22 protein-coding genes are annotated in these 22,930 nt (G+C 52.7%); 12 read left to right on the forward strand and 10 right to left on the reverse strand.

The annotated features are described in order from the left end of the window. Positions 1 to 357 precede the first annotated feature (357 nt). The 3 genes from FD25_RS14065 to FD25_RS06485 are packed head-to-tail and all read right to left on the reverse strand — an operon-like array spanning position 358 to position 2,759. Positions 358 to 522 (reverse strand): FeoB-associated Cys-rich membrane protein, encoded by a 165-nt coding sequence (locus FD25_RS14065; protein WP_146999964.1) that lies wholly within the window; start codon positions 520 to 522, stop codon positions 358 to 360. 13 nt (positions 523 to 535) lie between these two features. After that, positions 536 to 2,530, reverse strand: a complete 1,995-nt coding sequence (gene feoB / locus FD25_RS06480; RefSeq protein ID WP_057802544.1) for a ferrous iron transport protein B — start codon at positions 2,528 to 2,530, stop codon at positions 536 to 538. A gap of 1 nt (position 2,531) precedes the next feature. Further along, positions 2,532 to 2,759, reverse strand: coding sequence for a FeoA family protein (locus FD25_RS06485; RefSeq protein WP_057802546.1), 228 nt, complete (start codon positions 2,757 to 2,759; stop codon positions 2,532 to 2,534). 295 nt (positions 2,760 to 3,054) lie between these two features. Between FD25_RS06485 and sufC the strand changes: the two genes are divergently transcribed. From sufC to FD25_RS06525, 8 genes are all read left to right on the forward strand, one after another. Then, complete coding sequence (sufC, locus tag FD25_RS06490) at positions 3,055 to 3,849, forward strand: Fe-S cluster assembly ATPase SufC (protein WP_057732166.1); 795 nt, start codon at positions 3,055 to 3,057, stop codon at positions 3,847 to 3,849. Positions 3,850 to 3,860: 11 nt separating this feature from the next. Further along, positions 3,861 to 5,144 carry a Fe-S cluster assembly protein SufD gene (sufD, locus tag FD25_RS06495; protein ID WP_057802548.1) on the forward strand — a complete coding sequence of 428 codons (1,284 nt, stop codon included), beginning with the start codon at positions 3,861 to 3,863 and terminating at the stop codon, positions 5,142 to 5,144. Beyond that, positions 5,137 to 6,384 carry an aminotransferase class V-fold PLP-dependent enzyme gene (locus FD25_RS06500; protein WP_057802550.1) on the forward strand — a complete coding sequence of 416 codons (1,248 nt, stop codon included), beginning with the start codon at positions 5,137 to 5,139 and terminating at the stop codon, positions 6,382 to 6,384. Before sufD ends, FD25_RS06500 begins: the two co-directional genes overlap by 8 nt. Continuing rightward, positions 6,362 to 6,826, forward strand: coding sequence for a Fe-S cluster assembly sulfur transfer protein SufU (sufU, locus tag FD25_RS06505; RefSeq protein WP_057802552.1), 465 nt, complete (start codon positions 6,362 to 6,364; stop codon positions 6,824 to 6,826). The genes FD25_RS06500 and sufU overlap by 23 nt, the downstream gene beginning before the upstream one ends. A 3-nt stretch (positions 6,827 to 6,829) precedes the next feature. Further along, on the forward strand, positions 6,830 to 8,236 hold the full coding sequence (gene sufB, locus FD25_RS06510) for a Fe-S cluster assembly protein SufB (RefSeq protein ID WP_057802553.1): 1,407 nt from the start codon (positions 6,830 to 6,832) through the stop codon (positions 8,234 to 8,236). A 115-nt stretch (positions 8,237 to 8,351) separates the two neighbouring features. Continuing rightward, on the forward strand, positions 8,352 to 8,684 hold the full coding sequence (locus FD25_RS06515) for a metal-sulfur cluster assembly factor (RefSeq protein WP_057802556.1): 333 nt from the start codon (positions 8,352 to 8,354) through the stop codon (positions 8,682 to 8,684). A 12-nt stretch (positions 8,685 to 8,696) separates the two neighbouring features. After that, positions 8,697 to 9,629 carry a helix-turn-helix domain-containing protein gene (locus tag FD25_RS06520; protein WP_057802558.1) on the forward strand — a complete coding sequence of 311 codons (933 nt, stop codon included), beginning with the start codon at positions 8,697 to 8,699 and terminating at the stop codon, positions 9,627 to 9,629. 17 nt (positions 9,630 to 9,646) lie between these two features. Further along, positions 9,647 to 9,841 (forward strand): heavy-metal-associated domain-containing protein, encoded by a 195-nt coding sequence (locus tag FD25_RS06525; RefSeq protein WP_057802560.1) that lies wholly within the window; start codon positions 9,647 to 9,649, stop codon positions 9,839 to 9,841. Positions 9,842 to 10,009: 168 nt separating this feature from the next. Here FD25_RS06525 and FD25_RS06530 read toward each other — a convergent pair whose 3' ends face one another. Continuing rightward, complete coding sequence (locus FD25_RS06530) at positions 10,010 to 10,660, reverse strand: LuxR C-terminal-related transcriptional regulator (RefSeq protein WP_057802582.1); 651 nt, start codon at positions 10,658 to 10,660, stop codon at positions 10,010 to 10,012. A gap of 847 nt (positions 10,661 to 11,507) precedes the next feature. Here FD25_RS06530 and FD25_RS06535 point away from each other — a divergent pair. Next, entirely contained in the window at positions 11,508 to 12,089 is a 582-nt protein-coding gene (locus tag FD25_RS06535) for a DUF1097 domain-containing protein (RefSeq protein WP_057802562.1), read from the forward strand. 75 nt (positions 12,090 to 12,164) lie between these two features. Here FD25_RS06535 and FD25_RS06540 read toward each other — a convergent pair whose 3' ends face one another. Then, the gene (locus tag FD25_RS06540) at positions 12,165 to 12,356 is read right to left on the reverse strand and encodes a hypothetical protein (protein WP_057802564.1); all 192 of its coding nucleotides are present in this window, start codon (positions 12,354 to 12,356) and stop codon (positions 12,165 to 12,167) included. Positions 12,357 to 12,405: 49 nt separating this feature from the next. Beyond that, on the reverse strand, positions 12,406 to 13,575 hold the full coding sequence (locus FD25_RS06545; RefSeq protein WP_057802566.1) for a thiolase family protein: 1,170 nt from the start codon (positions 13,573 to 13,575) through the stop codon (positions 12,406 to 12,408). Between the two features lie 240 nt (positions 13,576 to 13,815). Here FD25_RS06545 and FD25_RS06550 point away from each other — a divergent pair, with 240 nt between their 5' ends. Next, positions 13,816 to 14,781 (forward strand): hypothetical protein, encoded by a 966-nt coding sequence (locus FD25_RS06550; protein WP_057802568.1) that lies wholly within the window; start codon positions 13,816 to 13,818, stop codon positions 14,779 to 14,781. Between the two features lie 96 nt (positions 14,782 to 14,877). Beyond that, positions 14,878 to 15,315: a hypothetical protein gene (locus tag FD25_RS06555; RefSeq protein WP_057802570.1), complete on the forward strand. Its 438-nt coding sequence runs from the start codon at positions 14,878 to 14,880 to the stop codon at positions 15,313 to 15,315. 342 nt (positions 15,316 to 15,657) lie between these two features. On the opposite strand, the gene FD25_RS06560 is transcribed toward FD25_RS06555, so the two are convergent. From FD25_RS06560 to lysS, 4 genes are all read right to left on the reverse strand, one after another. After that, on the reverse strand, positions 15,658 to 16,404 hold the full coding sequence (locus FD25_RS06560; RefSeq protein ID WP_057802573.1) for an amino acid ABC transporter ATP-binding protein: 747 nt from the start codon (positions 16,402 to 16,404) through the stop codon (positions 15,658 to 15,660). Positions 16,405 to 16,406: 2 nt separating this feature from the next. Further along, positions 16,407 to 17,843 (reverse strand): amino acid ABC transporter substrate-binding protein/permease, encoded by a 1,437-nt coding sequence (locus tag FD25_RS06565; RefSeq protein WP_057802575.1) that lies wholly within the window; start codon positions 17,841 to 17,843, stop codon positions 16,407 to 16,409. A gap of 263 nt (positions 17,844 to 18,106) precedes the next feature. Continuing rightward, positions 18,107 to 19,636 carry a UDP-N-acetylmuramoyl-L-alanyl-D-glutamate--2,6-diaminopimelate ligase gene (locus tag FD25_RS06570; RefSeq protein ID WP_057802577.1) on the reverse strand — a complete coding sequence of 510 codons (1,530 nt, stop codon included), beginning with the start codon at positions 19,634 to 19,636 and terminating at the stop codon, positions 18,107 to 18,109. Positions 19,637 to 19,656: 20 nt separating this feature from the next. After that, positions 19,657 to 21,168, reverse strand: coding sequence for a lysine--tRNA ligase (gene lysS / locus FD25_RS06575; RefSeq protein ID WP_057802578.1), 1,512 nt, complete (start codon positions 21,166 to 21,168; stop codon positions 19,657 to 19,659). Between the two features lie 185 nt (positions 21,169 to 21,353). Between lysS and FD25_RS06580 the strand changes: the two genes are divergently transcribed. Next, entirely contained in the window at positions 21,354 to 22,541 is a 1,188-nt protein-coding gene (locus FD25_RS06580) for an MFS transporter (protein ID WP_057802581.1), read from the forward strand. The last annotated feature ends 389 nt before the right edge of the window (positions 22,542 to 22,930 follow it).

Here is a 22,930-nt window from a genome sequence, read left to right on the forward strand (position 1 = left end):
AAAAGACTAACTTAGAGGATTCAGCGCCTCCGGGCCAGTCAGAAACGGGCTGGAACGGAGTGGGCACGGCTTCAAGCCCACAGGGCAGGTCTTGAAGACCGACCTTTGTCTAGGCCGGCAAAGAACACCGGCCAACACAAATTTCACTCCTGAGCCCATTTCTGACTGGCCCTCCAGCTTACATGGGTTATAACAGCAACTAAAACGGGTCCTTTTCAATAAAAGGTAATAGACGGCCATTTAAATCGGTGGTTGAGTTTTAAGGTAGGTTCTAGTTGTCACTTTAGTGTGATTTTTTACCCATTGACCAGTCGGAGACGACTAAAAAAACCGACTCCCAATAGAGCCGGTCCACGATTAATTTAATTTTGACGAATGTTGTTTCAACATTTCCTTGGTATCGCATTGGTAGTCGCAGGCGTTGCAACCGCCGCCCTTGGAACGCTTGACGGACTTGTAAATTTCGTAGCCGGCAAACCCGATAATGGCGAGAGCGATGACGCTGTTAATGAGTAATGACACGGTGAAGACCTCCTTAGATGAAGAGCGAGCCAACCTGGTAAATCAAAAAGGCGAGGCCGTAAGCAATCACGAAGCTGGAAACGGCGGAGTAGATGGTCCATTTCGTCGACCCGGTTTCGGCCTTGATGGTGGCCAACGTCGAGAAACAGGGGATGTACAGTAGGATAAAGACCAGTAGAGCGTAGGCGGATAGCGGCGTGAAGAGGTTGGCAAACGTTGCGACCAACGCTGTCCGGCCGGTGAAGTGGAACAAAACGATCATGCTGGAACTGATGACTTCCTTGGCCATGATCCCGGTCAATAGCGCACTGACGATTTCCCACGAGCCCACACCCAACGGCGCGAAGACGGGAAGTAACCAGCGGCCCAGGTCGGCGGCTAAGCTTTGGTCGATATCGGTGACCGGTCCGTGGAAACTGAGGTTGGACAGTAACCAAATCAGAACGGTCCCGGCAAAGATGATCGTGCCGGCCTTTTTGACGAAGCCCTTCCCCTTGTCCCAGGTTCCCTGCAGGATGATGTCCGGGCGGGGCAGGTGGTATTGGGGGAGTTCAATCATGAAGTTGGAATTGCCCTTTACTTTAAAGGCAATCTGGTAAATCTTCGCCATGATCAACGCCACGGCGATCCCCAAAAAGTAGATCGACAACACCACCAGCGCCTGGTTGCGCGCGAAGAAGGCGGCGACGAAGAGACTGTAGATGGGTAGCCGGGCCGAACAGCTCATGAACGGCGAAATCAACGTGGTGATCAGGCGTTCCTTAGGTTGCTCGATGGTCCGGGTGGCCATGATCCCGGTGACGTTACAGCCAAAACCGATGATCAGCGGGATAAACGACTTACCGTTAAGTCCGATCATCTGCATCAACCGGTCGGTGACCAACGCCGCACGCGCCATGTAGCCGGAATCTTCCAGAATTGAGATACAGGCAAACAACACGAAAATCTGCGGCATGAAGGTCAACACCCCACCGACCCCGGCAATGACGCCGTCCACAATCAGGGATTTCAGAAACGGCAGGGCCCCCAGACTGGTCAGCAAGCTATTGGCGCCGTGCGAGACCGGCCCACTGAGTAACGCGTTGAGCCCGTCCGAAAGGGGCGTGCCGATCCAATCGAAGGATAGCTTAAACATTAAATAGAAGATGACCACGAAGATGGGCAAACCCAGGATCGGATTCGTGACCCAGCGGTCGATCTTGTTGGTCAGTTCGCTTTGGCTGGTCGGCGTGTTCTGCCGCCGGGCCGCGGTCAGCGTGTCCTCGATGAAGGTCAGACGGGTGGTGAAAATTTGGTTTTCAAAGTTTTGGGCGTCGTAGAACGGGGCACTTTGGAGTAACGGCGTCAAGTCGTGGGCCTGTGCGTAAGCCCGGATGGTCTGGTTTTGATTCATGAATTGAATCGTCAACCAGCGGGCGAAATCGGGAGTCATCCCGTGGTCGGCCACCAATTTTTTCGCGGCCTGGGTAATCCCTTGTTCCACTAAAGTGGGGTAGGTGATGTGCAGGGCCGTGGCGGGCGGTAACTCGGTCAGTGACGCCACGAGGCCGTCACGTAATTGGGCGACCCCTTTTTTATTGCGGGCATTAGTGGCCTTAAGCTGACAGTGAAGTCGTTGGGCCAACGTGGGCAAATCGTAAGTCACGTTAGTTCGGTTTAAGTCATCGATCATGTTTAGGGCGATGATGACGGGCGTGCCAAATTCGAGCAGTTCAATTGTCAGTAGGAGGTTACGCTTCAACTGGCTGGCGTTGGTCACGTTTAAGATGAGATCCGGGTCACCGTGGAGCAAGTATTCGATGGCGACCGATTCGTCCTTGGTGATGGGGTTTAAGGAATAGACCCCCGGAAGATCGACCACCGCAATTTTGGTGTGCCGCAGGGTGCCCATCTTTTTTTCCACCGTGACGCCGGTCCAGTTGCCCACGTAGGCGTATTTATCGGTTAGTTCATTAAATAGGGTGGTTTTTCCCGTGTTGGGATTCCCCAAAAGAGCGACGGTGGCCATACTAGTGACCCCCTACCAGTTGTTGATAAATGCGGTAGCGTAGGGCAATGCGTTGTTGGTCGACTTGAATGACCACGGGGCCGTGGAACGGGTAAAACCGCACGACGTTGATCAAACTCCCCGTTTGAATTCCTAAATTATGTAATTGACGAGTGGTTAACTCATCGATCTGGTCCATGGTCCGCACCGTAAACTGGGAACGATAAGCGTTATCGGAGAGAAGTTGCATTCTAATCAGGACCTTTCCAGTCGGCGGATGAGCCCGCCTTAGTTTATGTTAATAGCGTAACATGAAAGCGGATTTATAAATATTAGGGGAATGCCTAATATTCTTGGAGTAATATTCTGGATTACAATAAATACAGGATTAAAACTAGGCGGATTTCACAGCTAGCGCGGGGATTCGGGACCTGTAATTTATTGTTCAAGCCGACACAATATATCGTTTGTCCGGATAATTAATCCCGGAAGCTAATCCGATTCTATATAAGAAAGTGCCGCATATTCTACTGGAGGTTAATGCCATGTCAACACTTGAGATTAAAGATCTACACGTTGAGGTTTCAGATGAGGAAAGTCAAAAGACCAAAGAGATTTTAAAGGGCGTCAATTTAACCATGTCAACCGGTGAGATTCACGCCATCATGGGCCCGAACGGGACGGGGAAGTCGACGTTGTCGCAGACCATCATGGGCCAACCGGCGTACCACGTGACTCAAGGAGACATCCTGTTAGACGGTGAGAGCATCCTGGACATGCCGGTCGACGAACGGGCCCGGCGCGGTTTGTTCTTAGCCATGCAGTATCCCGCTGAGATCCAAGGGGTCACCAACGCCGAATTCTTACGGGCGGCCATTAATGCCCGGCGTGCGGATGACGATCAGATCTCGGTCATGGCCTTCTTAAAGGAACTCGACAAGAACTTAGCCTTACTCGACATGAACGAATCCATGACGGAACGTTATCTGAACGAAGGCTTCTCCGGTGGGGAAAAGAAACGCAACGAAATTTTACAACTATTGATGATCAAGCCGAAGTTCGCCTTACTCGACGAAATCGACTCCGGGCTGGATATCGATGCGTTGAAGGTGGTCTCTAAGGGGGTCAACTCCATGCGCGGCGACAATTTCGGTTCGCTAATCATCACCCACTACCAACGGTTACTGAACTACATCGTGCCGGACGTGGTGCACGTCATGATGGGCGGTAAGATCGTCAAGACCGGCGATGCCGACCTAGCCAAGACGTTGGAAAAGGAAGGTTACGCGGGGTTGCGTGACGACCTCGGCATTGACGTGGCCTTAGTGGACGAAGATTAGGAGGGACGCAGATGAACGCCGTTGAAAGTACCGAAACGTTAAACGCAGCCTTAGTGGCTAGCGCGACAGAACATCGCGATCCCGACTGGTTGGTGGCCCAACGGACGGCGGCCCTCGCGCAAATCGAGCAACTCCGGGTCCCGAAGTTTCACCGCTTTACTTACCGGGATTGGAATTTACTGGATCACCGGCTTCTCTGGCAAGCGTCCGATCCGACCTTAGCCGCCGGAATTACCCAAGCGTCCGATCACGGCCAGATTATCCAAGTGGGTCAGACCACGGTCGCCGTGAATTTACCCCAAGCCTTACGGGACCAGGGGGTCATCTTGACCGACCTATTTACGGCCTTGACCCAGTACCCGGAACTCACCAAACCTTACTTAAACCAAATCATCCCCGCGACCGAAGATAAGTTAGCGGCCTATCACGTCGCTTACCTGAACGGCGGCCTCTTCCTCTACGTACCACAAAACGTGGTGGTCGATGACCCGATTGAGGCGCACATCGTCCAGGACAGTACCCAGGACGGGCCACAGGTTTCTCACGTGTTGATCGTGGCGGATCAGGGTAGCCAGGTAGCCTTTACCCAACACCTGACCACCCAGGGGACCCGGGCCAATCTGGTCAATAACGTGGTGGAAATTGTCGCCAACGATAACAGCCGCGTCAAGTTCGCCTCGGTTGACGAACTCGGCCGCGACACCCTGACCTACTTTAACCGGCGGGCACTAGTCAAACATAACGCCGAAGTGGATTGGGCGGTCGGCCTAATGAACCTGGGCGATACCCTGGGTCAGTTCGACACCAATCTGGTGGGCGAAGGCGCGCAGACCGAGACCAAGGTCGTGGCGATTACCAGTCAGGACCAACGTGAAGGCATCAATACCCGGATCACTAACCGGGGAAAACACACCGTGGGGAATATTCTCCAACGAGGCGTGCTGCTGGGGACGTCTGAACTGGTCTTTAACGGGATCGGCGATATCATTCACGGAGCTTCCGGCGCCAACGCCGAACAGGAAAACCGCCTGCTAATGATGACGCCCGGGACTCACGGGGATGCCAACCCGATTTTACTGATCGATGAAAATGACGTGATTGCTGGTCACGCGGCCAGTGTGGGCCAAGTCGACCAGAGCCAACTCTATTACCTGATGAGTCGGGGGATCGACCGTAAGACGGCGGAACGCCTGGTCATTCGGGGCTTTCTGAGTACCGTGTTGAGTGCGATCCCGTCCAAGAACGTTCAACAACAATTAATCAAGACAATCGAAAGGAACCTGCAGAATGGCTAGCAATGTGACTGACTTTACCCAAGATTTTGCGATTTTAAACCAACGCGTCAACGACGAACCGTTAACTTATCTGGATAACGCGGCCACGGCGCAAAAGCCTCAACAGGTGATCGACGCGTTGACCCACTTCTACCAACACGATAACGCCAACGTTCACCGGGGCGTGCATACGTTAGCCGAACGAGCCACGGAACAGTACGAAGCTGCCCGGGCCAAGGTGCAACACTTCATCAATGCCGCCGAACCCGCCGAGGTGATCTTTACCAAGGGGGCCACGGACGGATTGAACCTGGTGGCCAGTACCTACGGCGAAGCCCACGTACAGGCCGGCGACGAAATCGTGATCTCCATCATGGAACATCATAGTAACCTGATTCCTTGGCAACAGTTGGCGTTAAAGAAACACGCCACGTTGAAGTACATCGGGCTGACCGCCGATGGCGAACTCGACTTAGCCGACGCTGCGAAAAAAATCACCGATAAGACTAAGATCGTGGCCTTGACCCACGCCAGCAACGTTTTGGGGACCATCACGCCGCTGAAGCAAGTGGCCAAGTTAGCCCACCAACACGGGGCCATCATCGTGGGGGATGGCGCCCAAGCCGCCCCACACATCAAAGTGGATGTTCAAGACCTGGATGTCGATTTCTACGCCTTTTCCGGGCACAAGATGATGGGACCGACCGGGATCGGCGCGCTGTATGGTAAGCGGTCGTTGCTCGATGCCACCGACCCGTACCAGTACGGCGGGGAAATGATCGATTTCGTGAACCTCTACGACAGTACCTGGACGGAATTACCGTGGAAGTTTGAAGCCGGCACGCAAAACATCGCCGGGGCCATCGGGTTAGGCGCCGCCGTCGATTACCTGGAAGCCGTCGGTATGGACCAAGTGGCCGCTCACGAACAGCGGTTGGTCGACTACCTGCTCCCGAAGATGCTGGATCTGGACTACCTCGAAATTTACGGGCCCCACGATCCGGCCAAGCACACCGGCGTGATTGCCTTTAACATCAAGGGAATTCACCCCCACGACGTCGCCACCGCCTTAGACATGGAAGGGGTCGCCGTTCGGGCGGGCCACCACTGTGCCCAACCATTAATGAAAGAATTACACCAAGTCGCCACGGCCCGGGCTAGTTTCTACCTTTACAACACCCAAGCCGACGCCGACCGGTTACTTAACGCTATCCAAGAAGCAAAGGAGTTCTTTAGTCATGGGTCTGTCGAAGCTAAATAGTTTGTATCGCGAAGTTATTTTGGATCATTCGGACCACCCGCACCACAAGCACGCCTTAGCGGATTCGACCAGCACCATCACGCTGAAGAACCCGACCTGTGGGGACGTGATCAACCTGGACGTCAAGCTAGACGCCACCGACCACATCGCCGACATCGGCTTTACCGGGGACGGCTGCACCATCAGTCAGTCGTCGGCCAGCATGATGACCGATGCCGTGATGGGCAAGAGTAAGGAAGAGGCGCTCCACATGGCTAAGACCTTCTCCGACATGGTGATGGGTAAAGAGCACCCGCAAGCCGATTTAGACCAGTTGGAAGACGCCGCGATCCTGTCGAGTATCATGCAGTTCCCGGCCCGGATCAAGTGTGCGACGCTATCCTGGTGGGCGCTCCAACGGGCGTTGATGCGCGAAGAAGATCAAGTAACGAAGGAGGATTAAGCCATGCCAGAAGTACCTGATGTGGTCAAAAACGATCAAGATTACGAATACGGGTTCCACGACGACGTGACACCGGCTTTTTCCACGGGTCGGGGCCTGACCGAAGAAACGGTACGCCAGATTTCCGCCGCCAAGCACGAACCCCAGTGGATGCTGGATTATCGGCTGCACGCCTACGAAATTTATAAGAAATTACCGATGCCTAAGTACGGTCCGGATCTGTCAAAGCTGGACTTAAAGGATATGCTGTACTACCAGAAGATGACCGACAAGAAGTACCGGGACTGGCAAGACGTTCCCGATGACTTGAAAAAAACCTTCGACCGCCTCGGGGTGCCCGAGGCCGAACGGAAGTACTTGGCCGGCTCGTCGGCCCAGTACGAATCCGAAGTGGTCTACCACAACATGCGCGACGACTTCGCTAAGTTAGGCATCATCTTCACCGATACCGACACCGCCTTACGGGAATACCCGGAACTGTTCAAGAAGTGGTTCGGCAAGTTGGTGCAACCTACGGATAATAAGTTTGCGGCGTTAAACGCGGCCGTGTGGTCCGGGGGCTCGTTCATCTACGTGCCGAAGGGCGTTCAGACCAAGACGCCAATTCAGTCGTACTTCCGATTAAACTCCGAAAACTCCGGGCAATTCGAACGGACGTTGATCATCGTCGACGAGGGCGCCCGGGTGGACTACGTCGAAGGATGTACCGCCCCGAACTACTCGTCCGATAGCCTGCACGCCGCGGTGGTCGAAGTCAACGTTCAAAAGGACGCTTATTGCCGCTACACCACCATTCAGAACTGGTCGGATAACGTCTACAGTCTGGAAACTAAGCGGGCTGCGGCCGGTCAAAACGCGACCATGGAATGGGTCGATGGCAACTTAGGTTCTAAAGTCACCATGAAGTACCCTAGTGTTTATCTGAATGGTGAAGGCGCCCGGGGGACCATGCTGTCCATTGCCGTGGCCAGCAACGGGATTCACCAGGATTCCGGGGCCCGGATGATCCACAACGCCAAGAACACCTCGAGTTCGATCGTGTCTAAGTCGATTTCTAAGACCGGGGGATCGACCGACTACCGGGGGACCGTGCGGTTTGGCGAACATTCCGACGGCTCCAAGGCCCACGTGGAATGTGACACCATCATCATGGACGATCAGTCCTCGTCGGATACGATTCCATACAATGAAATTTATAACTCGAACGTCTCAATGGAACACGAGGCTAAAGTGTCCAAGATTTCCGAAGAACAACTTTATTACCTGATGAGTCGGGGAATTTCGGAAGCGAAGGCCACTGAAATGATCATCATGGGCTTCGTCGAACCGTTTACCAAGCAGTTACCTATGGAATACGCGGTGGAATTGAACCGGTTGATTAGTTTTGAAATGGAAGGATCGATCGGCTAATCGGTCGCGTGAGTCACATGCTTCGGACTGGGAATAGCTTCCCGGGCCGAAGATGGGTATAATGAAACCGATTACAGCTATCGGTTTCTGAAACAAACTAAAGGAGGAACCGACTATGGCACAACCAGTTGTGCAAACCAAGTCACCGGTCGAAGATGACGTGTTGAAGCAGCTTGAAACCGTCATTGATCCCGAACTAGGCGTGGATATCGTCAATCTAGGGTTGATTTACGGGGTGGACGTCAACGACGACGGGACCTGCATTTTAACCATGACGTTGACCACGATGGGGTGTCCGATCGGCAACCTGCTGGCTGACAGTATTCGCCAAGCCGTGACTAAATTAGAAGCGGTCCATACCTGCGAAATTGATTTGGTATGGGAACCAGCTTGGGACATTGACCACATGAGTCGTTACGCGAAAGTGGCGTTAGGGCTACACGAATAATGGGGTGAGAACGTGGACATCGACGTGTTTATCGATCGCCGGAAGGCACTCAAACTGTCACAGGTTAAACTCTGTGAGGGGATTTGTACGCAGGCGACCTTGAGTAAATTTGAAAATAATAACCGAATTCCGTCATTGACTATCCTGAGTCGGTTGTGTGCCCGGTTAGGGTTGACCGTGGACGAGCTGTATCAGGATCAAGAAGAGACGGCGTCACGGATTGCACAGGATTTAGACAAGGTTGAAGGGCAATTAATGACGGAGGATTACCGCCGCGTTTTGAACGGCCTGTCCAAGATTCACGTCGATCAGATTGACGCCATCCCGTTAAAAATGCAGTTTTACTACCTGCGGGGAATTGTCAACACGTTGATTAACCGGCAACCCGATAAGATTCTTTTTGACTTTTCTCGCATTCTCAACGACCTGGATGAGCGCCACCAGACCATTCTGACGCAACTGGCCTTTTTGGGATCGGGGATTCTGTACGCTCGGCGCCAGGAACACGATCAAGCGGTCTTTTACTTCGAAAAGGTGCTCCACTACATTCGGGCCATCGACGCCAATGAAGCGGCGGAACGGGAAAACAACTATCATCTCCGCGTCCTAACTTTGATTTATTTCACGGCGGAGTTTTACGCGGGGGACGTTGACTATAAGCTCAGTAACCAACTGATTACGTTAGGGTTGAAGCTGTGCTCGGAGCACCACGTGACCTATTATTTGCCCCGGTTAAAGTTTTTAGCGGCACAAAATGCCATTGCGGAACACCGCCCCCAAGCGTTGATTTCGCGCTTAATGGATGAGGCCTTGGCCTTTGCCCGGATCAATCAAAACGAAGTGGTGGAAGTCAAGGTGGCAGCCTTACGTAAACAGTGTCAGCAAAAACAGCCCGCTAAGTCCGACACGGACTCTGCGACCACCGCAATCGTTAAGCCAAGTTAGAAAAGAGTGAATTAAGGATGCAAACGGTATTAGTTGAAGGCATGAAGTGTTCGCATTGTGCGGACCACGTGCACGACCGATTCAGTCAAAAGGTCACAAACGTTAAAGTTGATTTGCGTCACGCCACCGCGACCTTTGAGGGAACGGCCACGCTGGACGAGTTGAACGCCACGTTGGTGGGCAGTCATTATCACGCCGTCGCGTTTCTCTAGAATTAATTAAAGTGCGTTTCGCTTAGTAGGCTAGGTCTACTGAGCGAAACGCACTTTAAGGTTGGGAGTTCTTTAGGGCCAAGGAACTCGCTATGTAAATAGGGCCAACACACGAAAAGTCGGGACACCCACGGTGGGGCCCGACTTTTGCGCGTTAAAAACCGGAAGTTACAGGTTTACCAAGTGATGGTGCACGGCGTAATGCACTAAATCAACGTGACAATTGAGGGCAAGTTTACGCATAATGTTGGCCTTATGGGCCTCAACGGTTTTCGTCGAGATACACAGGCGCTGGGCGATTTCTTTGTTGCCGTAGCCGAGGGTAATCAGGGGGAAAATTTCTCGTTCCCGCTTGGAGAGGGTGTCGTAACCGGTTACCTGCGCTTGAAAATCCTGATGATTCAATTGCGCAATGCTTTGGGGTTGCAACATAATGTTGGGATCGATATATTTTTCGTGATGGGTCAACGCCCTAAGTGCTTTAACGATTTGATAATTGGGGGAGCGCTTAAGAATGTAGGCGCCGGCACCGCTTTGCAGGCACCGCACAATGCAGTCTTGTTCCTCGTGAACCGTGAGAATCAAGATGGCGACCTGCGGGGAAAGCTCGTGGAGCCGTTTAATGGTTAAAAGGGCATTTTCCCCAGGCATATTCAGTCCCATGATGACGACGTCCACATCACCTTGTTCGACACGCATGAAGGTGTCGGTGCCGTTATGGGTCTGCGCGACGACTTGAAACTGGGGCTGTTGATCGACTAAGTAAGTTAAACCAGTACAAACGATTTCGAGACTATCAGCAACGAGTATTCTATGCATCATCATCACAACTTCCTTTTATGCAGCGGTCTAACCGCTGAGATTGGGGTGGTCACGGTGAAGGATCTGCGCCCTACGCCTCCACGCGTCAACCATCTGAACGTAAATCGTTATGGTGTCAATGAAAACTCAATAGTGCACAAAAGCACGGCAAGCAACTATCAGTAACCGCTTTCATTTTGATAACCGCCATAACGACTAGCCTTGCGCCCGCCCCGGGGAATCGTTAAAACTAACGGTCCGTGGTGAACTGAAAGACTAGAGGAATGCGAGTTAAGTATATCATAGATATATAGTATCGTGCATAATAAATTTTCAAGTGTCAGGAAACTATACAGCGTATGAATATTTTGGTGATTATATTCACATATCGAGCGATTAACGACCGTTTCTAGGGAAGCTAGTCGCGAACTTCCACGAAACGAGCGGTCCCGGTAATTGGGCCGGAATTCGCTATTGGATTCCCCCCAGTGTGCGGAGACGACCGAAAAAGACCCGCTTGGCGGTCAACTTAAGGCAAAAATTAGTTAGTTTGGTCAGCTTACCAGACGGTTGTGGGGGACCAAACTGCTAAGGGTTAACAACTGCGGTAAAAAAAGGTTGAGTCTACCGGTCCAGGTTTGATAAAATCCTTTATATGAAGTCGCCCGCGACGGGGTTAACCCCCGGAACAACGGCTTATTTCCAGTCGAGCGTGTGGTTCGGCCGGCCGGTCAGCGTCAATTGGCGGAAAGTCTCGCCAAATGATGGAAAACGGTTTCATTATCGGTTAGAATAAGGTTATAAGTTTGTTCATGTTTACTTAGGCGCGGTTGGCTTCATGATCTAATTAAAGGAGTGAGCTCTCATGAAGCATCGTCTAACCAAGGAACTGTGGTACTCATCAATTGGGGTGGGGTTGTTCACCTTGTTCTACAGTTTGATTATGACGTCCTTCCATCTGTGGATGGGCGCAGCCGCATTTATCACTGCCTCGTATTTCTTCGGTGTCGGTTGTCCGGATGACAAGGTTTGGAACATTGTTGGGAGTTTTGTGATGGGCATCATCTGGGCGTTGATCTCGTTTACGCTCTTACAAAATCCCACGATTGCCCAACTCTGGCCGTCCGCCGTTATGTTTGGGTTCATGACCTTCCTGGCGATTTTTCTGCAGGGAACGGTGATGACGTTTACCTTAGTGCCCGCCTGGCTGATTGCCTGGGGAACTTCAATGGTGATCGTGTCTAACATTGCGATCACCAACTGGGTCCTGTTCGTGGTGGAACTGTTTATTTCCATGTTAATGGGGATCTTCTTCATCGCTTACGGATCCAACATTTTCAGTAAGGTCGTCGACAAATGGCTGTTTCCGAAAAAAACGACGAAGCCGGATGCCGCGACGACTGTCACGCCGAATGAGGATGACGTGACGCCCAGAACGAATCAATAATCACTAAAAAAGACGTTAACGGTCGGCCGTTAACGTCTTTTTGTGCGCTCAGTAAACAAACCTTAAGTTACTGATTTACTGATGGATGGTCAAAAGAGAGCTCAGGATAAACACCAGGACGACCATGACCGCCGCTACGCCCACGAGGTAGCGGGAAAAGTGTTTTGCACGAAGCCACAGGGTCCCCCCGATGACCAGTAACGCCACTAACGCAATGGTCGCTAGAATGATGAGTTTCAGTTTAACGTCGAAATCCGCTATCAACATGGACCGTCTTCCTTTCTCGATGAGACTTTGGTCCCATTATACCAGATGACTAGGGGCGTTCAATCAACAGGGCCATGCCCATCCCGCCCCCGATACACATCGAGGCTAACCCCCGGTGTAAGTCGGTGCGAATGAGTTCGTGTAGCAGGGTAACCACGATGCGGGTCCCCGAGGCGCCGAGGGGGTGGCCCAAAGCGATGCTGCCGCCATTAACGTTGAGTTTCTCAACCGGTAGGTGCAAATCACGGGTCACCGCCACGGATTGAGCGGCGAAAGCCTCGTTTAGTTCGATGCGGTCAAGGTCGGCGAGGGTCCAATGTTGCCGGTCGAGAACACGGCGAATTGCCATGGTCGGGGCGTAGCCCATTAAGGCGGGATCGATGCCGCTTTCCTGATAGTTCTTGATAACTGCTAAGTAGGGCAGTCCGGCGGCGTCGGCCGCGGACTTGCGCATCAGGACCATGGCGGCGGCCCCGTCGTTTAACCCGGCGGCGTTACCCGCGGTCACGGTACCGTCCGCTTTGAAGGCCGGTTTAAGGGCGGCCAACTTGGCGCGTGACGTATCGGGACGAACGGCTTCGTCGGTGGTGACCACGCGATCGCCCACGGTGACCGGAACGATTTCGGCGTCAAAACGGTGTTCCGCCTGGGCCCGGACGGCGTTTTCTTGCGAACGTAGGGCCAGGGCGTCTTGGTCGGCGCGGCTGACCTGAAATTCGGTGGCCACGTTTTCGGCGGTGATGCCCATTGGAACCTGGTTGAAGGCGTCCATCAACCCGTCCGAAAGGAGGCTGTCGGTCATCTCGTAATCGCCCATTTTGTGACCCCACCGGGTTTCGCAGTCGAGGTAGGGGGCCTGACTCATGTTTTCGGCGCCCCCGACTAAGACGGCATCCGCGTCGCCCATCAGGATGGCGGCTTGGCCTAACCGAATGGCCTTTAAGCTGGAGCCGCAGACCTGGTTGACGGTCATGGCGGTACTTCGAACGTCAAGGCCGGCGTTTAAGCTGACCTGCCGGGCTAAATTTTGTCCCAGCCCAGCCTGGAGGACCGTGCCAAAGATTGCTTGTTGGATGTCCGTGGGGTCCACCCCGCTGCGTAGGATTGCGGCCCGGGCGGCAATTGTCCCGAGTTGGACGGCGGAAACGGTCTTGAAATTGCGGCCGAACTTGCCGATGGGGGTGCGTACGGCACTCATAATTACAACGTCATCTGCCATGATTGATTGGTCTTCCTTTCCGATAAATCTCCGAAACTCTAATATAACCGACTTTGGCGGTTTTGTCTTGTGTGTCCGCTTATTCGGGCGGTGGCCGACGTATCCGTTCATTGGGCAAACGGCGGAATTGGGAAAATTTTAAGGGTCGCGTATAATAATAGGTGGAACCCGAACGTCACCGCTCATCAGTGAACTGACGGGATAAGGACTATTTTAGATAAGATAAGGGGAATTGACGTCATGACAGAACTTGATCCAACAACGACACCCCTGACCCCGGCCACTTTCTTAACGCCGGAACGGTTAGCGCGGTTGTCGACAAACCAACAGGCCCATGCGGCCCAGATTTTAACGGACTTTGAAAACGTGTACCAGCAGGTAACGGGCACCCGGCAAGCCTGGACGCCCACGGGGGTTACGGCGGCGTTGACCGCATTACCCCTGACCGTCGACCAGCCCCACAACTACTTTGTGGCGGTGGTCCCGGTCTTGAGTGACTTCTTCAAGGTGGCTACCGGAGAAGACTGGCCGGCCTTCGAACGGGTCTTGAAAGCCGCACGACCTCAGTTGGTTGAAAAGCATACCGCGACTCAGGTCAACCAGGAACAACACGACTACGAAAACGTGGTGGCCGAAGTGGAAGGCTGGGTCCAAGATCTCCGCCGAACACCGCAAGTTACCAACTTATCGGCGACCAATCAACGGTACTTTGGCGACATTATTCACGTGGTCGCCGAACTACTAGTAACGGGGAAGCACCTCCAACCGGTAGCGTGGCAACCCGAAAATTTAGCGGCCGTGATGTTTGGCCCATTTACCCATTTGTTGGATGACTCGCAACGGGTCGCCGGCCTGTACCATCTGATTCCGTTTGCCTTGACCCAACTGTTCGATTACCTGGCGGCAACCGAAGAGGGACTCCCGCACGCCAAGGCACTACAGGACTGGGTTCGGGAACACCATACGGCGCTGGTCACCATGTACGATCCGAAGATGGAAGCCTTCTTTGACCAGATTACGACGGCCATGCAAAAGCAGGGCATCGACACCCAGGACAAGGCGGCCGTGGACCGCTTCACGCAAGACTATCTGCGGACTAATCCTGAATTAGGCCGGGAACTCTTTGCGACCGACCAGCAATTAAAGGCGGTCAAGCGCCACGGTCAGCGGCCGGCCTTTAGTCGGAAGCATCGCCGACGCCGGTAAAGGGGCCAGTTAAAATCGCAAACTTACGTTCCCCATTTTGCGACGAACTAGCGTATACTTAAGCTACTAATCTGATTGCTAAAGGAGTTTCCCACCATGGATTTGACGTTATTTAAAGAAGTAAAAGCCACCACCAACAAGATTGCCCTCAGTACGGCCCTGGACAACCAGGCCGACGTGAAGATCGTAAACTTTGTATGGGATGAGCAGCATCCCGACACGTTGTTTTTCTCGTCCGTCAAGACCAGCGAGGCCATCGCGAGTTACGATCAACATCCGGACGTGGCGCTAATCACCATCCCCAACGATGGCACGCCGGGAAATCCCTTCTTGCGGGCCCGTCACGTGCAGTTGACGCGGTCGACGCGGTCCATGACGGATTTGTTGCCGCTGTATTTGGCGACCGTGCCACATTACCAACAGGTCTGGGACGCCATTGGGGCAACGTTGGTGGTCTTTGAACTCAAGTTGGGGGACGTCAAGGTGGATCCCGGATTGGGACGGGCCAAGGAAATTTTGCAATTTAACGCATAAGTTGAAGCCAACAAAAGACGGTTCAGAATCTCTGCGGAGATTTTGAACCGTCTTTTTTAACTAATTAGACTTAGAACATATTTTGAAATTCAGTTGTAGTGGCGCAGTGACTAACCATTCGTTGGTGATTTCTAAAAAACGTAAAGTTACCATTATGTTCAGTGTAAGCTGGAGAACCAGGCAGAAATGGGCTCAGGAGTGTCGTTTGTCTTGGCCGGTGTTTTGGACCGGCTTAGACAAAGGTCGGTCTTCGAGACCTGGGCTATGGGCTTGAAGCCGTGCCCACCCACAACCTGTTTCCGCCCGTTTCTGACTGGTCCGGAAGCAGGGTGGCGATAGTCCTCAGACGTTAATCACTTTATTTAAGAAATCCTGTAATCGTGGATTCTGGGGGTGTTCGAAGATGTCCTTAGGGGCGCCGCTTTCGCGAATCAACCCGTCGGCCATGAAGACCACCCGATCGGCGACTTCTTTAGCGAATCCCATTTCGTGGGTCACCACAATCATGGTCATGCCGTCACGGGCCAGTTGCTTCATGACGTCTAGCACGTCGCCGACCATTTCGGGGTCCAGCGCGGACGTGGGTTCGTCAAACAGCATGATTTTGGGATGCATCGCTAAAGCCCGGGCGATGGCGACCCGTTGTTGTTGCCCGCCGGAAAGGGCGGTCGGCAGGGCCGTGGCCTTGTCGGCTAACCCGACTTGGTCGAGGAGGTCGCGGGCGGTCTTATCCGCTGCGGCCGGGGTCAGCTTCTTGAGTTGCACGGGCGCTAGGGTGATGTTTTGCAGGACGTTCATGTTAGGGAAGAGGTTGAAGTGTTGAAAGACCATGCCGATGTTTTCGCGGACCAAATCAATGTTGGTCTTGGGATCGGAGAGGTCGTAGCCGTTGATGACCACTTGCCCCTTCGACGGCACTTCCAGATCGGTCAGGCACCGCAAAAAGGTACTTTTCCCGGATCCGGACGGACCAATCATGCAAACTACTTCGTTATTTTTAATGTCGAGGTTGAGTCCCTTGAGGACTTCGGTCTCCCCGTAACTCTTATGCAGATCCTGAACGTGGACCTTAAGTGCTGTATCAGCCATGACTAGTTAATCCTCCTTTGAACCCAATTCGATAACCAAGTCAACAGGGTAATCATGATCAGGTAGATGATCGCAATCATTAACCAAATCTTGAACCCTTCGAAGTTCCGGGCGATAATCAACGTCCCGGTCTGGGTCAGTTCGACGATCCCGATGACGGAGAGAATCGAGGTGTCCTTTAAGGTGATGATGAATTGGTTAATGAAGGACGGAATCATAATCCGAATCCCCTGCGGCATTACGACGCGCCGCATGGCCTTCCAATAGGGGAGACCTAGTGAACGGGCCGCTTCCATCTGGCCCTTATCGACGGCTTGAAAGCCACCTTTGACGAACGCGCCGGTGTAGGCCCCTTCGTTGAGCATCAGGGTAATCATCCCGGCGATAAACGCGGGAATCTTAAAGCCGTGCCCAATCAGGTCGGGAATCCCGATGTAGATGAAGAAGGCCAAGACCATCAGGGGCATGCCCCGGAAGATGTAGATGATCGTGCTAGAAACGGCGGGGCCCAGTTTTCCGGGCATTACGCCTAAGACCCCGAGAATCAAGCCTAATAGGGTGGCCAGGATAATGGAGATGACGGTCAGTTCGATGGTCATCCACAGCCCCTTACCTAGGGTGCCGAGGTTTTGGCTGAACAGGCCGAAGAAGGTCCGGCTGCTGGCCGTTTCCCCGGTAATCTTAGATTCCTTGGCGTGCAGGTACTTGTTGATGATCTTCTGGTAGGTCCCGTCGGCCTTAATGGCGGCGAGTCCGGCGTTAAACTTCTTCAGCAACGCGGCGTTCTTACCCTTCTTGACGGCGAACCCGTAATCGCCGGCGTTGTGTTGCTTGGAGATGATCGTCAACGGAATGCCGTTCTTAATCCCGTAGGACATGACCGGATAATCTTCGAAGCAGGCCGAGGAGTTCCCGACCTTAACGTCGTTGTACATGGTGTTGGAATCGTTGAAGTACTTGATCTTGAAACCGTACTTGCTTTGAATCGACTTCCCGTAAGCCGCACCGGCCGTCCCGGTCTTTAAGGCCACGGTCTTGCCCTTTAAATCGTTAAAGTTCTTCACGGTGCTGCCCTTGGCGACCGCCATGACCACACCGGACGTGTAGTAAGGTTTGGAGAAATCGAAGGTGACTTCTCGGGCCGGGGTAATGTTCATGCCGGCGATGACACCATCAACCTGGTTTGCACTCAGTTGTTGGACGGCGGCGTTAAAGCTCAGGGCCTTGAGCTGATATGTAAAGTGTTCCTTCTTGGCGATGGCCTTCAAGAGGTCGATATCAATTCCCTTGTACTGACCACCCTTGACCTGAAATTCAAACGGGGCAAACGTGGTATCCGTTGCAATGGTGTACTCCGCGGCTTGGGCGTGGGTGGTTAAACCGAACCAACTCCCAATGGCCGCGAGGCACAAGACAACGGCAACTTGCCATTTCTTCATGGTGATAACCTCCTACTTAGCATCTAATGTCATAAAATATAACATCAATTCAAGCGAACTGCAACCCGATTTATCATGGATTTCTCATTTACCTGAGTTTTCGCGGTTATTCTGGCATTTTTGAGGCGACTTGGGTATTAAAAAGCTAATATTGACGGTAATTAACCCCGTGAAGTGTAAAAACTGATGATAAGACTTCTGACATAAAAGGACGACAAAAAACGCTCAGGTGGTGGCCTGAGCGTTTGAAAACTAGTTTGAAGTTAAGCTTCGTCGGTGAGGTCGGCGATGACCCGTTTAGCCACGACCGGATCGGAAGCGTAGGGGGTATCGACCCCGTTGACTTTCTGGTACGCGTCTTGGCCCTTGCCCGCTAAGATGACCAAATCATCGTTGGTTGCCTGAGTGATGGCGTGCTTAATGGCGTCTTCACGTTTGGCAATGTAGGTGGTTTGGACCTTGGTGTGGTCGATTCGCTGGTCGATCTCGTGAGCAATCTCGCGGGGGTCTTCGTGACCCGGATCGTCGGTGGTCAAGACGGCGGCGTCGGCGTAATCGTTCAACGCCTTGGCGAAACCTTGACGCCGATCTTCACCCTTGTCACCGGTACTGCCCAGGACCGCAATCAACTTATGGTCGGGAAACTGAGTGTGCAGGAAGTGCAACAAGGCGTTCATGCTGCCCCAGTCGTGGGCGTAGTCGATGTAAATCGTCCCGTGGTGTTGGGTTGAGATGGATTCCATCCGCCCGGGCACCCGGGTATGCGCCAGGCCGGCCTGCATGTCGGTGACACTGGCCCCGGCCAGTAGGCTAGCCAGAATGGCAGCCGTGGCGTTGCCTTGGTTAAAGTCACCAGGCATGGAGACGTGATAATCCGCGGCAATCGGTGCCAACCGAGCATCGTCGCCGTTGACGGTCAGCGTAAATTCACTCGCCGTCAGGGTGTTTTGCTTAGGCTGGATGGCAACCGTGGCTTGGGCGTTGTTGACGCCGTAGGTCCAGATCCGTTCGGGATCAGTTGATACCTTAGCCGCGGCGTAGACGTCAGCGAAGTGGTCCATATCGGCGTTAATGATGCAGCTCTGGGAATTCAACAACAGCTGTTGCTTGCACAAGAGGTAGTTGGCGAAAGTCGGGTGCTCGTTAACCCCGATATGGTCGGGGGAGATGTTCAGAAAAATCCCCACGTCGAATTTAAGCCCGTAAACGCGGTGCAATAGGTAGGCCTGTGAGGCAATTTCCATGACCAGAACGGTTTGACCGTTATCGACGGCCTGCCGCATTTCGTGGAAGATGTCGAACGATTCCGCGGTGGTCAGGTGTGCTTTGAACTGGTCTTGCGGTCGGTTGCCGATGATGTGATTAATCGTCGAGAACATGGCGGCGTGACCAGGGAAAGCCTGGCTGAGAATGTTATGGGTCAGATACGTTGACGTGGTTTTACCCTTGGTGCCAGTGTAGCCGATCACGAACAAGTCGTTTTGCGGAAAGTTGAAGTACAACTGGGCGGCTAACGATAACGCTTTGCGGACGTCACTGACCAAGATTCCCGGGACGGTGACCGTGTCGCTGTAGTCCTGTTCGGCCAAATAAGCGCTGGCACCTTGGGCGACGGCCTGCTGCAGATACTTAGGGTCAAAATGCTGTCCCTTGCAGACGAACAAGCCGTTGGCCCCCATCTGGCGAGAATCGTAACTTAGCGCAGCAAACTCAGTTTCAGCAGTTAACGGCGATGTGGTCCCACGATAGAGGTCGTGTTCCCGTAGTAACGCAATTAGTTGGTTTGCTCTCATGTCGTTGCCCCTTTTCGTGATTAATCGAGTGGCCGCATGGTTGGGAAGAGCATGACGTCACGGATCGAAACGGAGTCGGTTAACAACATCGTCAACCGGTCGATACCGATACCTAAACCACCAGTAGGCGGCATCCCGTATTCCATGGCTTCCAGATAATCGTCGTCGATACCGTGAGCTTCTTCGTTTCCGGCGCTTCGTTCGGCATCTTGCGCTTCGAACCGTTGCCGTTGATCGACGGGGTCGTTTAATTCGGTAAAGGCGTTGCCGTATTCCTTACCCACGATGTAGAGCTCGAACCGGTCGGTGAACCGAGGATCCTTGGCGTTCTTCTTGGCCAGTGGGGAGATTTCGACTGGGTGACCGTAGATGAAGGTTGGTTGAACCAGACGGCCTTGAACCTTTTCTTCGAAGAAGGCGTTGATGATGTGGCCGACCTTCCAGTAACCTTCGTAGTGAATCCCGTTATCGTCGGCTAACTTGCGGGCGTCTTCAACGGACATCTCTTGCCAGAAGTCGATGCCGGTGTATTCCTTGATGGCGTCGACCATGTGCAGCCGCTTGAATGGTTGATCCAAGTCGAGATCGTGCTTCTTGTAAGTTAGCTTCCCGGTACCGTTGACTTTATTCGCGGTGAACCGGATCATTTCTTCGACCAAGTTCATCACGTCGGTGTAGTCGGTGTAAGCCGTATAGACTTCGACCATGTTAAATTCGGGGTTGTGTTGTAAGTCGGTTCCTTCGTTCCGGAAGTCCTTACCTAATTCGTAAACCTTTTCGTAACCCCCAACGATCAAACGCTTGAGGTACAATTCCGTGGCAATCCGGAGATACAGTGGAATATCAAAGGCGTTGGACTTGGTGATGAATGGCCGGGCTTCGGCCCCACCAGCAGCCGTTTGGAGAACCGGCGTATCGACTTCGAGGTAACCGTGGTTGTCCAGGTATTCCCGGATGGCCTTCTTAACGGCGGCCACTTTAATAAACCGGTTAAAACTGTCACGGTTGGAAATCAGGTCCAAGTACCGCTTCCGGTAAATGGTTTCCTTATCAGTCAAGCCATGCCACTTGTCGGGCAACGGCCGGAGGGCTTTGGACAGGAAGGTTAATTCCGTGATCCGTAGCGTTAAGGCGCCGGTGTTGGTCTTGATCACGTAAGCTTTGACCCCGATGAAGTCCCCTAAGTCGAGTGACTTGAAAAGGGCGTAAGCGTCTTCGCCTAACTCGTCTTGGCGCGCGTAACCTTGGATAACGCCCGTCCGGTCAAGCAAGTCGATGAAGCCAGCTTTCCCACTGCCCCGCTTACCGGTCAACCGACCCGCTAACGTGACGTAGTGCTTGTCGTCCATTAACTCTTCTTTGGTGAACTTATCGAACTTTTCGTTGACGGACTGTGCATCGTCGCTCCGGTCGAAACGGTGACCGAATGGGGCAATGCCTTCCTCACGAAGATGGTCCATTTTTTCGCGACGAACCTGCATTTGATCGTTCAAATCAGGTTGTGCGGAATTCTTCTTTTGGTTGTTACCCATTTTGTATCCTCCTATATAAGTAATGATTCAATGCTTGGAACATTGAATCCAGACTCCCTTTAAATTTAGTCGATTTTTACCGAATAAGCAACCCCTAGCGCCTAGCGAGGGGCACTTGGCCCGGTCGACAGACTAAATGAAAGTATGATAGGCTGAGGCGTGATGAAAGGGTGGGGAAGGGTTTAATGATAAAACTGGTACGACGCATGTGGCCATTGCTGGTCTTGGGGTTGCTGATCAATACGGCTTATAGTGTGATGTGGCCGCTGACCACGATTTATCTCCATAACGACCTGCGACTATCGCTAGTAACGAGCGGGTGGATTCTGGCGGTCTATTCGGGAAGCAACGTCCTCGGTGGCTATCTGGGCGGAATTTTAGGCGATCGTTATTCGGTCAACCGGTTGGGACTGGGACTCTTGGTCGCCTTACTAGGGGATGCACTGATGGGTTTTTGGTGGCATGACCTGTGGGGATACCCGGTAGTCTTGGTGATTTTTGGCTTATTGACCGGGGGTGTGCTGACCCTCATTACCACCATGACGGCCCAGCTTAGTCGGGGAAGCGGCCGACTCTTTAACTTACTCTATATCTTCATTAACCTAGGCTTAGTAGTCGGAACGGCCAGCATTGGGGTCCTCTTCCGCGGAAACCTACAGCCAATCTTTGGACTGCTGGTGATTTGCTACGGTCTGGCGATTGGCTTGTGGGGGCGGTATGCCCGAACCCTGGAGCGGTCCACGGTGACGCAGCAATCCTCGCCAACTCAAGCAAGACGGTCACGACGGCGGTTGCCGCGAGTGACGTTACTGATTTTGTTACTAAGCCTGGGACTGATGTGGGGGACTTACGCCCAGTGGATGAGTAACGTTTCTGTTTATATTCAAGAACTAGGGATGAGCGTACGGGTTTACAGTGAGTTGTGGGTGTACAATGGCATTTTACTGATTCTGGTACAAAGTTTCATGACGCGCTATGGCCGCACTAAGTGGCTTCCCTGGCAAATTCTGGCCGGAATGGTGGCCATCGGTAGCTCTTTTCTACTATTAAGTACGGTTCATCAGCTGACAGGGCTTTTTGCGGCGATGACGTTGCTTACGATTGGGGAGGCAGTCTACGTTCCGGGGGTGCCAGCGATGATCAACACCTATACGGTGGGCCATGAAGGCCGGTACCAGGGACTAGTCAACGCCATTTCTTCCCTAGGCAAGGCCCTGGGACCGGTTGCTGGTGGTTGGATGATCGGTCAAACGGCTGGTTATTTAGGGCTGTTTCGTTGGTGTGCCGGAATTGATCTGGTAGTCGTGCTGGGAATTGCCTTAGGGAATTGGTGGTTTCATTGGCGGGGCAGAAAAACAAAAGCGAACCTTTAGTGCTGAATGTGGCGATAACTCTCCGGGTAAACCAGTGATGATGACGAGTTTTCATGTCTGCTGTTCGGCTCTGAAAATAATTTCAATTTATTGCAAATTTTAGTTGACGATGGTGGGCCTGGTTGGTATAGTTATATACGTTGTCGCGAACGAGTTACCAACTAGACCAATTTGAAAGATTGAAATTAGTTGTTGACGAGCTGATAACAAAATGTTATTCTAATTAAGTTGTCGCTAAGCGATGACGGTTCGACCGGAAACGTTGTTAAATCAAACTTCTGGTTGACATCATCTTAACAAGATGTTATGATGATTAAGTTGCTTGGTTAACAAACAACTTGGTAGACCTTTGAAAACTGAACATTGTTTCGACAAACCAAATATGTGTA

The organism is Levilactobacillus acidifarinae DSM 19394 = JCM 15949, from assembly GCF_001434835.1.
GTDB lineage: Bacteria > Bacillota > Bacilli > Lactobacillales > Lactobacillaceae > Levilactobacillus > Levilactobacillus acidifarinae.

Bases quoted from the DNA above. Each gene is read 5' to 3' on its own strand.
- feoB (WP_057802544.1), bottom strand. From the start codon at position 2,530: ATGGCCACCGTCGCTCTTTTGGGGAATCCCAACACGGGAAAAACCACC.
- FD25_RS06485 (WP_057802546.1), bottom strand. From the start codon at position 2,759: ATGCAACTTCTCTCCGATAACGCTTATCGTTCCCAGTTTACGGTGCGG.
- sufC (WP_057732166.1), top strand. From the start codon at position 3,055: ATGTCAACACTTGAGATTAAAGATCTACACGTTGAGGTTTCAGATGAG.
- sufD (WP_057802548.1), top strand. From the start codon at position 3,861: ATGAACGCCGTTGAAAGTACCGAAACGTTAAACGCAGCCTTAGTGGCT.
- FD25_RS06500 (WP_057802550.1), top strand. From the start codon at position 5,137: ATGGCTAGCAATGTGACTGACTTTACCCAAGATTTTGCGATTTTAAAC.
- sufU (WP_057802552.1), top strand. From the start codon at position 6,362: ATGGGTCTGTCGAAGCTAAATAGTTTGTATCGCGAAGTTATTTTGGAT.
- sufB (WP_057802553.1), top strand. From the start codon at position 6,830: ATGCCAGAAGTACCTGATGTGGTCAAAAACGATCAAGATTACGAATAC.
- FD25_RS06515 (WP_057802556.1), top strand. From the start codon at position 8,352: ATGGCACAACCAGTTGTGCAAACCAAGTCACCGGTCGAAGATGACGTG.
- FD25_RS06525 (WP_057802560.1), top strand. From the start codon at position 9,647: ATGCAAACGGTATTAGTTGAAGGCATGAAGTGTTCGCATTGTGCGGAC.
- FD25_RS06530 (WP_057802582.1), bottom strand. From the start codon at position 10,660: ATGCATAGAATACTCGTTGCTGATAGTCTCGAAATCGTTTGTACTGGT.
- FD25_RS06535 (WP_057802562.1), top strand. From the start codon at position 11,508: ATGAAGCATCGTCTAACCAAGGAACTGTGGTACTCATCAATTGGGGTG.
- FD25_RS06540 (WP_057802564.1), bottom strand. From the start codon at position 12,356: ATGTTGATAGCGGATTTCGACGTTAAACTGAAACTCATCATTCTAGCG.
- FD25_RS06545 (WP_057802566.1), bottom strand. From the start codon at position 13,575: ATGGCAGATGACGTTGTAATTATGAGTGCCGTACGCACCCCCATCGGC.
- FD25_RS06550 (WP_057802568.1), top strand. From the start codon at position 13,816: ATGACAGAACTTGATCCAACAACGACACCCCTGACCCCGGCCACTTTC.
- FD25_RS06555 (WP_057802570.1), top strand. From the start codon at position 14,878: ATGGATTTGACGTTATTTAAAGAAGTAAAAGCCACCACCAACAAGATT.
- FD25_RS06560 (WP_057802573.1), bottom strand. From the start codon at position 16,404: ATGGCTGATACAGCACTTAAGGTCCACGTTCAGGATCTGCATAAGAGT.
- FD25_RS06565 (WP_057802575.1), bottom strand. From the start codon at position 17,843: ATGAAGAAATGGCAAGTTGCCGTTGTCTTGTGCCTCGCGGCCATTGGG.
- FD25_RS06570 (WP_057802577.1), bottom strand. From the start codon at position 19,636: ATGAGAGCAAACCAACTAATTGCGTTACTACGGGAACACGACCTCTAT.
- lysS (WP_057802578.1), bottom strand. From the start codon at position 21,168: ATGGGTAACAACCAAAAGAAGAATTCCGCACAACCTGATTTGAACGAT.
- FD25_RS06580 (WP_057802581.1), top strand. From the start codon at position 21,354: ATGATAAAACTGGTACGACGCATGTGGCCATTGCTGGTCTTGGGGTTG.